Here is a 14,071-nt window from a genome sequence, read left to right as displayed (position 1 = left end):
GGCGGCCCCGTGCGGTGACCCCCGCCCGGTCGCGGGCAGGGCTCTGGGAGACTTCCGGCATGGCACACGATGACGCGACAGCGGTGACGATGGGCTCTCTCTTCGATCCGGATCCGGAGAGGTGGGGCCTGCGCGGGGACCCCCACGTCTGGTGGGCCCTTCGCGACCGGCTGTCCGGTACGGAGATGCCGGCGTCGCTCGACGAGACGGTCGACATCCTGCGGGTGACGTTCGACGACCTCGTGGGGGTCGACCTCGTCGGCGACCCGGCGTCCTCGGTGTACCGGAAGCCGTTCGCACACGGCGGCATGTCCAGCGGCATGGTCTCGCTCGACACATGGCGGGAGAGCTTGATGCCCCTGCTCGCCTCGCGTGCGAGGACCCTGATGACGCCCTCCTGATCGCGGGCGGTCCCCCGCCGCGCGCTCAGGTCTCCGACACGTGGGCGAAGCGCCCCGCCGTCCTCAGGTCCTCCTCCAGACGGGCGACCGCGGCGCGCAGCTCGGGCAGGACCTCCTCGACGCACTCCGCCACACCGCGCCGGCTGCTGTGCATGGCCACGTTGACCGCCGCCACGACCACGCCCGCGCGGTCGCGCACCGGCACGGCGATGGACCGGAGCCCCTGTTCGAGCTCCTCGTCGACGAGGGCGTACCCCTGCTCCCGCACCCGTTCCAGGACCGCGGAGAGCTCCGCGCGGGAGGTGACCGTGTACGGGGTCAGGGCCTGCGGCTCGACGGACTCCAGCCACGCGGCGCGCCGTTCGGCCGGCAGGTCGGCGAGGATCACCCGGCCGAGCGAGGTGGTGTGCGCGGGGAAGCGGGTGCCCACCGTGATGTGCACGCTCATCACGCGGCGGGTGGCGACCCGCGCCGTGTAGCGGACGTCGGCGCCCGCCAGCACCGCGAGCGAGGCCGAGTCGCGGACGCGCCGGGACAGTTCGGCCAGATGCGGCGCCGCGATCTGCGGAAGCGGCATCCGCGAGAGGTACGGAAAGCCGAGCCCCAGCACCCGGGGCGTGAGCCGGAACAGCCGCCCCTCGGAACGCACGTACCCCAGGTGCTCCAGGGTGATGAGGGCGCGCCGGGCGGTGGCCCTGGCGAGCCCGGTGGCCTCGGCCACGGCGGTCAGGGGCAGTGCGGAACGGCCTTCGCCGAAGGCGGTGAGCACGGTGAGGCCGCGGGCGAGGGACTCGATGAACCCACGGCCGAGCTCCTGCTTCGAGGCATGGGTCCAGTCGGCGAGACCGGGCCGGGAGGGCGCGCTCGTGGCGGGATCCCGATCCGCGCCGGGGCCCGGGGCCGCGGGGCCCCGCGCCGCCGCGCCGTCGGGCGCCCGCCGGGCGGGTCCGTCCTCGCGCAGCAGCGCCTCCCACGCCGCGACCGCGTCCCGCAGCCGGGGCAGCATCGCCTCGCGCAGCGAGTCGGCGGTGTGCCGGCTGGTGTGGCTGACGACGCTCGCCACGCAGACGACGGCGCCCTCCGCGTCCCTTACGGGCAGGGCGAGGGCGATCAGGCCGGGCTCGATGAGCTGGTCGTCCACGGACCAGCCGCACCGCGCCGCCCGCGTCGCGCAGGCCGCGAACTCCGCCTCGTCCGGGCCGCTTCCGGGCGGTACGGCGGGGAAGCCGGTGCACCTCGGGTCGGCGGCCCGCCGCATGCGCCAGCGCTCCCACGCCTCCCCGTCCCAGTCGGCCGCGAACAGCGCCCCCGGGGCGGTACGTTCGGCGGGCAAGAGGTCGCCGATGCGGAAGCTGAGGGACATGGCGCGCCGACGGGTGGCCTGATGGACGAAGCGGATGCCGTCGCCGTCGGCGACCGCGAGGGAGACCGATTCGTCGAGCTCGTCGGCGAGCGCGTCGGCGTGGCGGCCGAGCAGACCGGGCAGGCCGAGCGCGGCCAGATAGGCGTTGCCCAGGTCCATGAGGCGGGGGGCGAGAAAGACGTCACGGCCGTCGAGGCGCACGTATCCCATGCGCGCGAGCGTGCCGGTCACCCGGTCCACGGTGGAGCGGGCCAGACCGGTGGTGCGCTCCAGCTCGCTGAGGCTGAGCGCCCCGTCGGCGTCGGTGAGGCGGCGCAGCACGGCCAGGCCGCGCATGAGCGGGGCGACGGCCTCCCGCGGCACTTCCGGCTCGTGCGACGCGTCCGGCTCCGGAGCGGTTTCGGTCGATGGCATGGACTCTCCCTGACGGATCTCGGGGACACCGTAGTGAATGACGACGGAGAGGGGCCGGCGTGTCCACGCCGGGCGTTGACAGTCGACCGCGACGGGCGCAGACTCGGCCCACTTGAGTGAAGTTTATTTCACTATACGAACACGGAGAGCTGATGCACACCACCGTCGGGATCATCGGCGGCGGCCCCTCCGGGCTGCTGCTCGCCCGTCTGCTGCACAACGCCGGTGTCGACTGCGTGGTCCTGGAATCCCGCGACCGCGCCTATGTCGAACGGCGCCAGCGCGCCGGAATCCTCGAACAGGCCACGGTCGACGCCCTGCGCGCCGCCGGCGCCGGAGCGCGGCTCGACGCCGAGGGCCTGGCCCACGAGGGCATCGAGCTGCGTTTCGACGGACGCGCCCACCGGGTCGACTTCCCCTCGCTCACCGACGGGCGCAGGGTCTGGGTCTACGCGCAGACGGAGGTCGTCAAGGACCTGATCGCCCTTCAGCTCTCCGAGGGCGGACCGCTGCTGTTCGGCGCCGAGGTGCGGGCCGTGGAGGGCGTCGATACGGACCGCCCGTCGATCCGCTACACCCACGAGGGCAGCGAACAGACCCTGACGTGCGACTACGTCGTCGGCTGCGACGGCTTCCACGGGGTCGCGCGCACGGCGGTGCCCGAGTCGGAGCGCACGACCTACGAGCGGACCTACCCGTACTCCTGGCTCGGCATCCTCGCCGAAGCCCCGCCCGTGTACGACGAGCTGATCTACGCCCACTCCGAGCGTGGCTTCGCGCTGGCCAGCATGAGGTCGCCCGCCGTCAGCCGGCTCTACCTCCAGGTGCCGAACGGCACCGATCCGGCCGACTGGTCCGACCGGCGCGTCTGGGACGAGCTGGACGCCAGGTTCGCGCTCGGCGAGGAGCCGGGATGGCGCCTGGAGCGCGGTCCGGTCATACAGAAGTCGGTGCTGCCGATGCGCAGTTCGGTGACCGAGCCGATGCGGTACGGGCGGCTGCTGCTCGCCGGGGACGCCGCGCACATCGTGCCGCCGACCGGCGCCAAGGGACTCAACCTCGCCGCGGCCGACGTGATCGTCCTGGCCCGCGCTCTGGCGGACCGGTACGCGACGGGCTCCACCCGGCTGCTCGACGCGTACTCCGACACCTGTCTGCGCCGGGTGTGGCGGGCCGAGCACTTCTCGTACTTCATGACCACGACGCTGCACACCGATCCGGGTCAGTCGCCCTTCGACACCCGGCTCCAGCTCTCGCAGCTGGACCGGATCGCGACCTCGCCGCATGCCGCGGCCGAACTGGCGCAGAACTACGCCGGCCTGCCCCTCTGACCGGACGAACGCCCGCGAGGGCCGGCCCGTCGGACTCCCCCGGCGGGCCGGCCCTCGCGTTCCGGAGTCAGTCCCGGGCAGCCAGGCCGACGGAGGGCAGCGGGGCCTTCGCGGCGCCACCGCGCCCGATCCGGCGGGCGATCGGGACGAGGGCGATGGCGGTCGCCCCCACCAGCCCGGCCAGCGCGAAGGCGGTGAAGCCCCAGCCCTGATTGCCGTTCGAGGCGAGCACCCCGACCAGCCAGGGGCCCACGACGGCGCCCGTGCGGCCCACCCCGGTGACCATCCCGAGGCCCGCGGCACGCTCGCTGTCGCGGTAGACGGTGCTGGTGGCCGCGTAGACCATGACCTGGGCACTGAAGAGCCAGACGCCGGTGACGGCGACGACGGCGTAGGTGACGGCGAGCGGCAACTGGGCCTTGAGCAGCAGGGCGCCCGCCGCGGTGAGGACGAACCAGATCGCGGAGACGCGGACCGCGCCGAACCGGTCGGCGGTGCGCCCGGCGATCAGCATCCCCACGATGCCGCCCGCGTTGATGACCATCAGGAAGCTGACCGAGGACGTCAGTCCGTAGCCGGACGCCCGCATCATCTGCGGCAGCCAGGTCGAGACGCCGTAGACGAGGAGCAGCCCGCAGAACGACGCCAGCCAGAGCAGGGGCGTGGCCCAGCGCGACTCGGGGCGGAACAGCGCCCGTATCGCCTCGATCCGGCCCCTCGCGCCGGCGGCCGGGGCCTCGACGGCGACCGGGCGGGCGAGTCCGTAGCGGTCGGCCACCGCGTCGGCGCGCTCCTGTCGGCCGCGGGCCAGCAGGACTCCGGGCGACTCGGGCAGCAGCCTCAGGAGCAGCGGGACGGCGATGACGGCCGGCAGGACGCCCGCCCAGAAGACCCAGCGCCAGCCCGCGGCGGGGGCGAGGGTGAGCCCGAGGCCCGTCGCCGCCATGCCGCCGGCGTGGTACGAGGTCATCAGGAGTCCGGTCATGAGGGCGGCCCGGCGGGGCGGGGCGAATTCGAGGACCATCGCGAGACAGAGCGGCATCAGTCCGCCGAGCCCGAGGCCCGCGACGAAGCGGCCGGCCCCGAAGAGGAAGACGTCGCCGGCCAGCGCGCAGAGGGCGGAGCCGACGGAGAAGAGCACGACGCTGGCCACGAGCATGGGCCGACGCCCCAGCCAGTCGGTGACGTTGCCGGCGGCGAGCGCGCCGACGAGCATCCCGAAGGTGGTCCAGCTGCCGATGGTGCCGGCGGTGGACTGGGTCAGCCCGAGACCGTCGTCGTCGAGCATGTGCGGCATCACGGCGCCGTAGATGTTCACGTCCATGCCGTCGAAGAACACGGCCAGCCAGCAGAGCGCCAGCACCGGGAAGACGGTGCGGAAGGTGTGGGGGGCGCGGGGCGGGGAGGAGGGTGAGGTCAATGTGTGTCCCTGAATCGCGAGCGGCTCGTTCGCCTGGTGAAGATTGCTTCACTGACAGGTGGCACGAGTGTCGGGGTGGGACGTACGGGTGTCAATGAGTTCGGGCACGGCTTCGCGCGGAGCCGCCTACGGTGGACACATGACCGACCTGTGGAGTCCGACCGCCCCCGGAGTGCTGCGACTTCCCTCCGGACGCGTGGTGCGGGGCCGTGGCCTGCGGCACCCGCTGCCACCCGGGCCCACGCCCGACTTCGGCGTGTACCTGCTCGGCGGGCGCCCGCCGGAGACCGACTGGGCGTCACGGTGGCTGCGCTGGCCGGACTTCCGGCTTCCGGCCGATCCCGCGGACGCCCGGGAGGCGCTCACCGATGCCCTGTCCCGGGCCGGCCGGGAGCGCGTGGAAGTGGCGTGCGGAGGCGGCATCGGCAGGACCGGCACGGCGCTCGCCTGCCTCGCCGTGCTCGACGGCGTCCCGGCCGACCGGGCGGTGGAGTTCGTCCGCGCCGGCTACCACCCCCGCGCGGTCGAGACTCCCTGGCAGAAGCGTTACGTACGGCGGTTCTCCGCCGCGGGCTGAGGCTACGGAGCCACGGGCGACTGGGTGCGCAGGGCCGAGGCGTAGATCTCGTCGGGGTCGAGCCTGCGCAGTTCCTCCGCGATCAACTCCGCGGTCGTACGCACCTTCAGGGCGAGTACGCGGTTGGGCTGACCGGGAATCGCCAGCTTGGCGACCGGCCCCTCCGGACGGTCGATCACGATCTCGCCGTCGGGGGTGCCGAGGCGGACGGCGGTGACGACCGGACCGTCGCTGACGACCCGTTCGACCGGCACGCGCAGCCGGTCCTCGAACCAGCGGGCCAGCAGTTCGGCGCTCGGGTTGTCGGGTTCGCTCTCCACCGCGGCCGAGACGACGGTGGCCCGCGCCTGGTCCAGCGCGGCCGCCAGCATCGAACGCCAGGGAGTCAGGCGGGTCCAGGCGAGGTCCGTGTCCCCGGGGGCGTAGGAGGCCGCGCGGGCCGCGAGTGCGGCGAGGGGGTCCTCGACGGCGTACGCGTCGGTGATCCGGCGCTGGGCCAGCCGCCCGAGCGGGTCCTTCGACGGTACGTCGGGGGCCTCGGCCGGCCACCAGACGACGACGGGCGCGTCCGGGAGGAGCAGGGGAAGCACCACGGAGTCGGCGCGGGCGCCGAGTTCACCGTACATGCGCAGCAGGACGGTCTCGCCCGAGCCCGCGTCGGCGCCGACGCGGACCTCCGCGTCCAGGCGCGTCTCGTGACGCCCCCGGGGCGAGCGGGCGTGGCGCTTGATGACGACGAGCGTGCGGGAGGGGTGTTCGCGGGAGGCGTCGCCCGCGGCCTTCAGCGCGTCGTAGGCGTTCTCCTCGTCCGTGACGATCACGAGGGTGAGCACCATGCCGACGGCGGGTGTGCCGACGGCCCGGCGGCCCTCGACGATCGCCTTGTTGATCTTGCTGGAAGTGGTGTCCGTGAGATCGATCTTCATGCCCGGCGCCCGTTCCTTCTGTCGCGTGCGATCGCTGTAACGGTAAGCGCTCGACGGGCCGGGGGTGTTCCCCACGACGCCCGCGGGCGAGGGATCACCCGCCCGCGCCGCGCGGTCCGCGGGCGCGGGCGCCGATCGGCCCCGGAAGGCGGCCTACAGGCTGAGGGCGTCCTCGGCGTTGTTCACCCAGGCCGTGACCGAGTTCCTGGCGGGCGAGACGTACAGGCCCGGCGTCGATGCCGTCAGCGGCGTCTGTTCCAGGTCGGACTCGGTGTTCATGGTCATCGCGATCGAGTGGACGGTCCGGCCCGTGCCGTCGTTCGCCCCGCCCATCAGGCCGGCGTACGCGGACCGCCCCGGCTCCAGCCTGATCGCGTCCTCGATCCCGGGCGCCTCTCCCCGCTCGGTGGCCTGGCCGTCCAGAGCGCCGAAGGTCACGACCGGATGCCCCAGGACCTTGCACGCCTTGCCGGACTTGTTGGTGATCTTCAGCAGGTAGCTGCTCGTCGTGGACTCCGCCAGGTCGGCGCTGAACGTCACGTCGAAGGTGCTGCACGGAAACACGGCGTGGTCGGGGTCGGATGACGAGCCCTCACTCCCGCCGGAGGGCTTCGCGCTCGGAGACGCCGGCGGGGGCGTGGGCTTCGGCGGCGCCGTGGACTTCGTCGGGCTCGCGGTCGGCTTCCCGGCCCCGCCCGCGGCGTCGTCCCCGGTGGGGCCGCAGGCGGTCAGGGCGACGGCGGAGACGGTGACGGCGGCAAGGGCGACGGCGGCTCTGCGGACGGTGCTCATGGTCTGTGTCCCCCGATGAGTGGTGAGTGCGCTGGACGTGAGCACCAGAGTCCCGCCGCACTTTCACGGCTTGGTGACGGGACCTTCCCGGGTTCACCACGGTCTTCGGCGTGTCGGCCTCCCGAGTCCCGCGAGGCCGACGCGTTCACGCCCGGGCGCGCCGTCAGCGCAGGAAGGGCGCCACGGCGCCGAGGAACCGCTCGGGGTCGTCGATCCACGGGTAGTGACCGGCGCCCGGCTGCACGACGAGGGAGGCGTCGGGGAAGAGTCCGGCGAACTCGGCGGTCGACGCGGGCGGGCTGTTGAGGTCGAACTCCCCGGCGAGCAGCAGGACGGGGGTGCGGAACGCGCCCAGCGCCGCGACGGTCGCCGGCGGGTCGAAGGCCCCTTCGGCGGAGAAGCCGGCGACGGCTTCCGCGCTGTCCGGCCGGCTCGCCGCGTGGTGCTCCCGCGCCGCCGCGTCCCAACGCCCCCAGAAGAAGGGGGCGATGGCCTCCCAGTCACCTCCGGTCCCCTCGGTGATCGCCTCCAGCGCGGCGTACGCCGCCGGGAACCAGGGCTCGGCTCCGCGCCGTCGGGCGGCCTCCCGACGCGCCTCGCCGGTGATCTCGATGCCGACCGCCGCCGTGCCGGGGGTGACGAGGACGAGCCTGCCGACCCGCTCAGGGTGCCGGGCCGCGTACCCCACCGCGAGGTTCGCCCCTCCGGAGTGGCCGAGCAGGTCCATCCGGGCCAGGCCGAGGTGCTCACGCAGGGCCTCGACGTCGTCGACCAGGCGGTCGCACCGATAGGAGGAGGCGTCCTCGGGGACCGCCGAGCGACCGGTCCCGCGCGGGTCCGGGAGGATCAGGCGGCGGTGCGCGGACAGTCCACCGAGGTCGCCGAGGTAGCGGGAGTCCATGGGGCCGCCGGGGAGGCAGACGACGGGGTCACCCGCCCCCTCCGTGCGGTACGCGAGGCGGGTCCCGTCGGGGGCGGTGAAGAAGGAGGCGGTGGACTCGGATGCGGCGTAGGAGGGCATGGCGAGGATCCTGTCACTGATAACCACGTTGTACAACCAGGTTATGACGCGTCTCCCAGGGTGTATAACCGAGTCATGACCGATGCGCGGGACACCCTGACCGACGAGCAGGCGGAGCGGATGCTCGCCGCCATGAACGAGGTCGTCCGCGCCGGTGAGGAGATGCGACGGCTGCGCGCCGAGATGATCCAGCTCCTCGCCGGCCTCGGCTGGACGCAGGAGCGCATCGCCCGCATCGCCGACATGAGCCAGCCGGCGGTGTCCAAGCAGGTGGCGAAGCACCGGCCGGCCGGACCGCCGGCCGACCCCGTGGTGCTCTCGCTCGATCAGCGCGACATCCCCTGGCTCGAAGGACGTCTGTGGGGTCTCGCCGAGGAGATCTCGGAGAGCTGCGAGGACGAGACGGCGCGCTGTGCGCGCCATGTCCAGGCGATCGCCCGGGGGAGGAAGCGCTTCACACCGCAGCACGTCGACGAGCTGCGGCGCCTGGTCGAAGAGGACCTGCGACGCCTCCGGGAGCGGCTGCCCACCGCCTTCCGGGAGGCGTACGACGTGATCAGCCGGGGTCTCGACGTCCCCGCGGAGGTCACCGCGCCGGGCTCCCCCTCGGCGCGCCGGGCCCTCGCCCACCGCCTCCAGCGCGACCGCCTCCGGGACGCCTTCCGGGCCTGACCCCGACCACTCCCCCGGTCACCCGGCGTCTCGTGGCGCCCGCAGCCACGCCGAGGTGTCGGACGGCAGGCGGCCCTCCGCGTCGAGCGGAGCGCTGGCGAGGAGCAGGGTCTCGTACGGCGGGAGCGCCACGGGGGCGGCGGAGAGGTTGGTCACGCAGAGCAGACCGCCCGTCCGCGCGAAGGCGAGGACCCCGTCGTCGGCGGGCAGCCAGGTCAGGGGGCCGTCCCCGAAGCCCTCCTGCGACCTGCGCAGCGCCAGGGCCGTCCGGTACAGCGTGAGCATCGACTCCGGGGCGGCGCTCTGCCGGTCGACGGCATAGCGGCCCCAGTCCTCCGGCTGGGGCAGCCACGGCTCGGCACGTGCTCCGAAGCCGAAGTGCGGCGCGTCCGCGCTCCAGGGCAGCGGGACCCGGCAGCCGTCCCGTCCGGGGTCGGTTCCGCCGGAGCGGAAGTGCATCGGGTCCTGGATCCGCTCCCGTGGGACGTCGGCCTCGGGCAGCCCCAGTTCCTCGCCCTGGTACACGTACACCGAACCGGGCAGGGCGAGCGTCAGCAGGGCCGCCGCGCGGGCACGGCGGGTGCCGAGCGCGAGGTCGGTGGGGGTTGCGAACGCCTTCGTCGCGAAGTCGAAGGCGGTGTCCGTACGGCCGAACCGGGTCACGGTCCGCGTCACGTCGTGGTTGCAGAGCACCCAGGTGGCGGGGGCCCCGACGGGGGCGTGCTCGGCCAGGGTGTCGTCGATCGTGCGGCGCAGCCGGGCCGGGTCCCAGGGGCAGGCGAGGAAGGTGAAGTTGAAGGCGGTGTGCAGCTCGTCGGGGCGCAGGTAGCGGGCGAAGCGTTCGGCGTCCGGGAGCCACACCTCGCCGACGAAGACGGCTCCGTACGCGTCGGCGACCGCCCGCCAGGAGCGGTAGATGTCGTGGAGTTCGTCCTGGTCGATGTAGGGGTGGGGGTCCACGCCCTCCTCGAAGTCGGCGAGCGCGGGGTCCTTGGCGAGCAGGGCGGCGGAGTCGACGCGTACGCCGGCGACCCCCCGGGAGAACCAGAAGCGGAGCACGTCCTCGTGCTCCCGGCGCACCTCCGGATGGGCCCAGTTGAGATCGGGCTGTTCGGGGGTGAAGAGATGGAGGTACCACTCGCCGTCGGGGACCCGGGTCCAGGTGGGTCCGGAGAACTGGGAGGGCCAGTTGTTGGGCGGGAGTTCGCCGTGGGCGCCGCGGCCGGGACGGAAGTGGAACAGTTCCCGCTCCGGGCTGCCGGGCCCGGCCTCCAGTGCCGCGCGGAACCAGGCGTGCCGGTCGGAGACATGGTTGGGGACGATGTCGACGATGACCCGGATGCCGAGCCCGGCGGCCTCCGCGATCAGCTTCTCGGCCTCGTCGAGGGTGCCGAAGGCGGGGTCGACGGTGCGGTAGTCGGCGACGTCGTACCCGCCGTCGACCAGGGGTGAGACGTACCAGGGCGTGAACCAGACGGCGTCGACGCCGAGTTCGGCGAGATAGGGCAGTCGGGCCCGGACACCCGCGAGGTCTCCGGTCCCGTCGCCGTCGCCGTCGGCGAAGCTGCGGGGGTACACCTGGTAGATGACGGCGTCGCGCCACCAGTCGTGAGGGGCTGCCACGTGACGGTCCTTTCGGGCAGGGGATCTTCGCCGCCGGGGGAGCGGGCTGGACGGGTCAGCCCTTGAGCCCGCCGGCGGTGAGACCGCTCATGATGTTGCGCTGGAAGACCAGGAAGACGATCAGGGTCGGCAGGGAGGCGATCGTGAGCGCGGCGACGAGGACGTTGACCGGGACTCCGTTGGACAGCGAGTAGATGCCGACGTTGAGGGTCTGCTTCGCGGGGTCGGGCAAGGTGAGCATCGGCCAGAGGAAGTCCTTCCAGACGCCCACGACCGCGAAGATCGACACGACGCCCAGGATCGGCCGGGAGACCGGCAGCACGATCGACAGGAGGATCCGCGTCGGGGAGGCTCCGTCCATCGACGCGGCGTCGAGCAGTTCCTTCGGGATGGAGTCGAAGAACCGCTTCAGCAGGAAGATGTTGAAGGCGTTGGTGACGGACGGCAGCCAGATCGCCCAGGGCGTGTTGAGCAGGTTGCGTTCCACGACCGGTACGTCGAGCACCGTCAGGTACTGGGGCACGACCAGGACGGTCGCCGGGATCATCAGCGTCGCGAGCATCATGCCGAGGATCGCCTTGCCGAGCGCCGGGCGGAGCCTGGAGAGCGAGTAGGCGGCCGCGACGTCGAGGACGAGCTGGAAGGCGAGGGCTCCCAGGGCGTAGTACAGCGTGTTGAACAGCAGTGTGGAGAGGTCCATGACCTCCCAGGCGCGGGAGTAGTTCTCCGGCGCGAAGGAGCCGGGGACCAGGGTCGGCGGTGTGCGGACGACCTCCTGGGTGTCCTTGAAGCCGCTGGACACCATCCAGTACAGCGGCCCGAGGAACACCAGGGTGAACCCTCCGAGGACCGCGGCGAGGGTCGCCCGGTACAGCGCCTTGCCGCGCCGCGTGGCGCGCTGGGCGGGTGAGATGAGCGTACGTGTGGACATGGGCGGGCCTCCGGCTCCTACTCGTCGTCGGCGCGGCTGAGCTTCACGTACGCCGCCGAGAATCCGGCGAGGAGTACGAGCAGGAGGAGGCCGAGCGCCGCCGCGGCACCGTAGTCGTTGAAGTTGAAGGCGTACTGGTAGATGAGGTGGACGACCGTGGTGGTCGAGCCCTCGGGGCCGGCGCCCCCGGTCAGCAGGAAGGGCTCCACGAAGACCTGCATGGTCGCGACGACCTGCATGAGCAGCATGAGCGAGAGGATCAGCCGGGTCTGGGGGATCGTGACGTGCCAGATCTTGCGGAACAGGCCGGCGCCGTCGAGTTCGGCCGCCTCGTAGAGCTCGCCGGGGATGCCCTGGAGCGCGGCGAGGTAGATGAGGGCGGCGCCGCCCATGTTCATCCATGTCGAGGCGATGACGACGGCGAGCATCGCGGTGTCCGGGTCCTGGAGCCACTGCTGTTCGGGCAGACGCAGGTGGCGCAGGAGCTCGTTGAGGAGTCCGTATCCCGGGTCGTAGAGGTACTTGAAGAGCAGCACGGCGGCGACCGGGGGCAGCATCACGGGCAGGTAGACGAGGAGCCGGAGGTAGCCCTGGCCGTGGTGGAACTCGTTGATGACGATCGCGGCGGCGAACGGCACCACGAAGCCGAGGAGCAGGGCGAGCGCGGTGAACAGCAGGGTGTTGCGCCATGCCTGCCAGAAGGCCGGGTCGTTGGCGACGGTGACGAGGTTGTCCAGACCGACCCAGCTGGTCCGGCCGTCCTCGGTCTTCTGGAAGGCGAGGAGGAACTCCCGGACCATCGGGTACCAGGAGAACACCGCGAAGCAGAGGACAGCTCCGATGAGGAAGCCGTGGGCGGTGAGGTTGCGGCGCAGGCTCCTGGCGAACCGGCCTCCCCCGGGCACGGGGCGGGCCTGGAGCCCGCCCCTTCCGATGGCGGTCACGGATGGGCCAGGACCTGGTTGACCTGAGCCTCGGCCGTGGCGAGCAGCTTGTCGATGTCGGCGTCCTTGTTGGTGAGGATGCCGGACATCACGTTGTCGAGGACCTTGTAGATCTCCTGGGCCTTCGGCGGTTCCGCCTTGCCGGGAACGGGGTTGTCCATGAAGGTCCTGAAGTTGGCGACCGGCATGGTGGCGTTGCGCACGCGGGCCGCGTCGTCCGCGGCCTTGGACTCGCCCAGCCAGAAGTTGGGCTGGGGTACGCCGACGGGGAGGCCGTCCGCCTTGGTGCGGGGCCAGTCGAACTGGCCCTTGCCGACGGAGAGGTTCTTGAAGTTCAGCCAGGCGATCGCGGCCTTGATCCTGTCGCCGGAGATCCCCTTCTTGATCATGTAGCTGTTGCCGCCGGCCAGGGTGTTCTTCTCGCCGGGTATCGGGCCCATGCCGAAGTTCTCGTACGTCGCGCCGAGTTGCTGGACCATGTACGCGATGTCGTCGGGCGCGGCGAGGAACATCCCGAGCTTGTCGGTGGCGATCTGCTTCTGCAGGTCGCCCCACTTCAGGAGCTGGGTCCTGCCCATGCTGTCGTCCTGCCAGCGCATGGCGTGGAGGTTCCTCGCGACCTGCTTGCCGAGCTCGTTGTTGAACGCGGCCTTCTTTCCGCTCGCGTCGACGACGTCCCCGCCCACGCTGTACATCTGCGCGGTGAAGTGCCAGCCGCCGGTGTTGCCCGCGCTGTACTCGCCGAAGCCCGCGACGCCGTTGCCGAGGCCGGCGATCTTCTTCGCGGCCGCGCGGACCTCCTCCCAGGTGCGGGGCGGGGCGTCGGGGTCCAGGCCGGCCTGCCGGAAGAGCTTGCGGTTGACGAGCAGGCCCATCGTGTAGTTGCTGGTGGGCAGCCCGTAGAGCTTGCCCTCGTGCGTGAGGGAGCCGAGGACGTCGGGGTCGATGTCCTTCAGGAGCGGCACGCTGGTGTCGTTCACGTACGCCGTGATGTCCGCCGCGCCGTCGTTGTCGAGCACCTGCGGGAGGTCGGTGAAGTAGGTGTAGAAGACGTCCGGTTGCGACTTCGCCTTGAGCATCGCGGTGAAGCGCGGGGGCTCCAGGCACTGCCCGGCGGTGGATCGGCCCTGGATGGTGACGTTGGGGTAGGTCTTGTTGAACTCGGCGATGTCCTCCTTCCACTCCTTGAGCTCGGCCGCCTTGGCGGTCGGCGGCATGCAGTCGATGGTGATCGTCACCTTGGTCTTCGGGTCCAGCGGGGCGGCCGGGTCGGAGGACCCGCCTTCGGATCCACCGCCTCCGTTGTCGTCGCTGCTGCTCGTGCCGCAGGCGACGAGCGCGGTCAGGGTGAGGGCCGAGGCGAGGGCGACCGCGCAGGCGCGGCGGGTACGGCGGAACCGAGCACTTCTCATGGGTGGTCCCCTTCGGGCATGAACGTGGAGGTCGCCCCTGCGCCGACGGCTTGCGGGGCGCGGCACACTCAACCACCACCGACAAGTGAGCGCAATATCTCGCGCAGATTTCGTAAATCGCTGACAGGACGGTGTAGCTGAGTGAGGATCACCGCGCACGAACGAGGCCGGCGCACCCTTGTGCGCAGGGGATCGGCCGGCCTCGCGGGACCTGTCGACGCCACCCGGCCGTCACCCCGGCAGC

At 72.2% G+C, this 14,071-nt stretch carries 13 protein-coding genes; 4 read left to right on the top strand and 9 right to left on the bottom strand.

Annotation, left to right across the window (positions count from 1 at the left end; genetic code table 11):
- Positions 1-59 precede the first annotated feature (59 nt).
- On the top strand, positions 60-401 hold the full coding sequence (locus AB0D99_RS09460) for a hypothetical protein (RefSeq protein ID WP_362358433.1): 342 nt from the start codon (positions 60-62) through the stop codon (positions 399-401).
- 25 nt (positions 402-426) lie between these two features.
- Here AB0D99_RS09460 and AB0D99_RS09455 read toward each other — a convergent pair whose 3' ends face one another.
- Complete coding sequence (locus tag AB0D99_RS09455; RefSeq protein ID WP_362358432.1) at positions 427-2,178, bottom strand: IclR family transcriptional regulator C-terminal domain-containing protein; 1,752 nt, start codon at positions 2,176-2,178, stop codon at positions 427-429.
- Between the two features lie 152 nt (positions 2,179-2,330).
- On the opposite strand from AB0D99_RS09455, the gene AB0D99_RS09450 reads away from it, so the two are divergent.
- Positions 2,331-3,509 (top strand): 4-hydroxybenzoate 3-monooxygenase, encoded by a 1,179-nt coding sequence (locus AB0D99_RS09450; RefSeq protein ID WP_362358431.1) that lies wholly within the window; start codon positions 2,331-2,333, stop codon positions 3,507-3,509.
- 67 nt (positions 3,510-3,576) lie between these two features.
- Here AB0D99_RS09450 and AB0D99_RS09445 read toward each other — a convergent pair whose 3' ends face one another.
- On the bottom strand, positions 3,577-4,929 hold the full coding sequence (locus tag AB0D99_RS09445) for an aromatic acid/H+ symport family MFS transporter (RefSeq protein WP_362358430.1): 1,353 nt from the start codon (positions 4,927-4,929) through the stop codon (positions 3,577-3,579).
- A 139-nt stretch (positions 4,930-5,068) separates the two neighbouring features.
- Here AB0D99_RS09445 and AB0D99_RS09440 point away from each other — a divergent pair, with 139 nt between their 5' ends.
- Positions 5,069-5,506, top strand: a complete 438-nt coding sequence (locus AB0D99_RS09440; RefSeq protein ID WP_362358429.1) for a protein-tyrosine phosphatase family protein — start codon at positions 5,069-5,071, stop codon at positions 5,504-5,506.
- Positions 5,507-5,508: 2 nt separating this feature from the next.
- Here AB0D99_RS09440 and opcA read toward each other — a convergent pair whose 3' ends face one another.
- The 3 genes from opcA to AB0D99_RS09425 form a co-directional block, all read right to left on the bottom strand.
- On the bottom strand, positions 5,509-6,432 hold the full coding sequence (gene opcA, locus AB0D99_RS09435; RefSeq protein ID WP_362358428.1) for a glucose-6-phosphate dehydrogenase assembly protein OpcA: 924 nt from the start codon (positions 6,430-6,432) through the stop codon (positions 5,509-5,511).
- A 153-nt stretch (positions 6,433-6,585) separates the two neighbouring features.
- The gene (locus tag AB0D99_RS09430) at positions 6,586-7,224 is read right to left on the bottom strand and encodes a DUF4232 domain-containing protein (protein ID WP_362358427.1); all 639 of its coding nucleotides are present in this window, start codon (positions 7,222-7,224) and stop codon (positions 6,586-6,588) included.
- Between the two features lie 163 nt (positions 7,225-7,387).
- The gene (locus AB0D99_RS09425; RefSeq protein WP_362358426.1) at positions 7,388-8,245 is read right to left on the bottom strand and encodes an alpha/beta hydrolase; all 858 of its coding nucleotides are present in this window, start codon (positions 8,243-8,245) and stop codon (positions 7,388-7,390) included.
- A gap of 75 nt (positions 8,246-8,320) precedes the next feature.
- Here AB0D99_RS09425 and AB0D99_RS09420 point away from each other — a divergent pair, with 75 nt between their 5' ends.
- The gene (locus AB0D99_RS09420; RefSeq protein ID WP_362358425.1) at positions 8,321-8,917 is read left to right on the top strand and encodes a sigma-70 family RNA polymerase sigma factor; all 597 of its coding nucleotides are present in this window, start codon (positions 8,321-8,323) and stop codon (positions 8,915-8,917) included.
- An 18-nt stretch (positions 8,918-8,935) separates the two neighbouring features.
- Here AB0D99_RS09420 and AB0D99_RS09415 read toward each other — a convergent pair whose 3' ends face one another.
- The 4 genes from AB0D99_RS09415 to AB0D99_RS09400 are packed head-to-tail and all read right to left on the bottom strand — an operon-like array spanning position 8,936 to position 13,827.
- Entirely contained in the window at positions 8,936-10,540 is a 1,605-nt protein-coding gene (locus AB0D99_RS09415; protein ID WP_362358424.1) for a glycoside hydrolase family 13 protein, read from the bottom strand.
- A 55-nt stretch (positions 10,541-10,595) separates the two neighbouring features.
- On the bottom strand, positions 10,596-11,471 hold the full coding sequence (locus AB0D99_RS09410; protein WP_362358423.1) for a carbohydrate ABC transporter permease: 876 nt from the start codon (positions 11,469-11,471) through the stop codon (positions 10,596-10,598).
- 17 nt (positions 11,472-11,488) lie between these two features.
- Positions 11,489-12,406: a sugar ABC transporter permease gene (locus AB0D99_RS09405; RefSeq protein ID WP_362358608.1), complete on the bottom strand. Its 918-nt coding sequence runs from the start codon at positions 12,404-12,406 to the stop codon at positions 11,489-11,491.
- Positions 12,407-12,411: 5 nt separating this feature from the next.
- The gene (locus AB0D99_RS09400) at positions 12,412-13,827 is read right to left on the bottom strand and encodes an extracellular solute-binding protein (RefSeq protein ID WP_362358422.1); all 1,416 of its coding nucleotides are present in this window, start codon (positions 13,825-13,827) and stop codon (positions 12,412-12,414) included.
- Positions 13,828-14,071: the final 244 nt, after the last annotated feature.

The sequence above is a fragment of the Streptomyces sp. NPDC047971 genome (assembly GCF_040653355.1).
GTDB lineage: Bacteria > Actinomycetota > Actinomycetes > Streptomycetales > Streptomycetaceae > Streptomyces.
The sequence above is the reverse complement of the archived record's forward strand: the minus strand, read 5'-3'. Positions and strand labels throughout refer to the sequence as shown.

What these genes read in the sequence shown, in the direction of transcription:
- AB0D99_RS09460 (WP_362358433.1), top strand. Translation starts at nt 60, where the DNA reads ATGGCACACGATGACGCGACAGCGGTGACGATGGGCTCTCTCTTCGAT.
- AB0D99_RS09455 (WP_362358432.1), bottom strand. Translation starts at nt 2,178, where the DNA reads ATGCCATCGACCGAAACCGCTCCGGAGCCGGACGCGTCGCACGAGCCG.
- AB0D99_RS09450 (WP_362358431.1), top strand. Translation starts at nt 2,331, where the DNA reads ATGCACACCACCGTCGGGATCATCGGCGGCGGCCCCTCCGGGCTGCTG.
- AB0D99_RS09440 (WP_362358429.1), top strand. Translation starts at nt 5,069, where the DNA reads ATGACCGACCTGTGGAGTCCGACCGCCCCCGGAGTGCTGCGACTTCCC.
- opcA (WP_362358428.1), bottom strand. Translation starts at nt 6,432, where the DNA reads ATGAAGATCGATCTCACGGACACCACTTCCAGCAAGATCAACAAGGCG.
- AB0D99_RS09430 (WP_362358427.1), bottom strand. Translation starts at nt 7,224, where the DNA reads ATGAGCACCGTCCGCAGAGCCGCCGTCGCCCTTGCCGCCGTCACCGTC.
- AB0D99_RS09425 (WP_362358426.1), bottom strand. Translation starts at nt 8,245, where the DNA reads ATGCCCTCCTACGCCGCATCCGAGTCCACCGCCTCCTTCTTCACCGCC.
- AB0D99_RS09420 (WP_362358425.1), top strand. Translation starts at nt 8,321, where the DNA reads ATGACCGATGCGCGGGACACCCTGACCGACGAGCAGGCGGAGCGGATG.
- AB0D99_RS09410 (WP_362358423.1), bottom strand. Translation starts at nt 11,471, where the DNA reads ATGTCCACACGTACGCTCATCTCACCCGCCCAGCGCGCCACGCGGCGC.
- AB0D99_RS09400 (WP_362358422.1), bottom strand. Translation starts at nt 13,827, where the DNA reads ATGAGAAGTGCTCGGTTCCGCCGTACCCGCCGCGCCTGCGCGGTCGCC.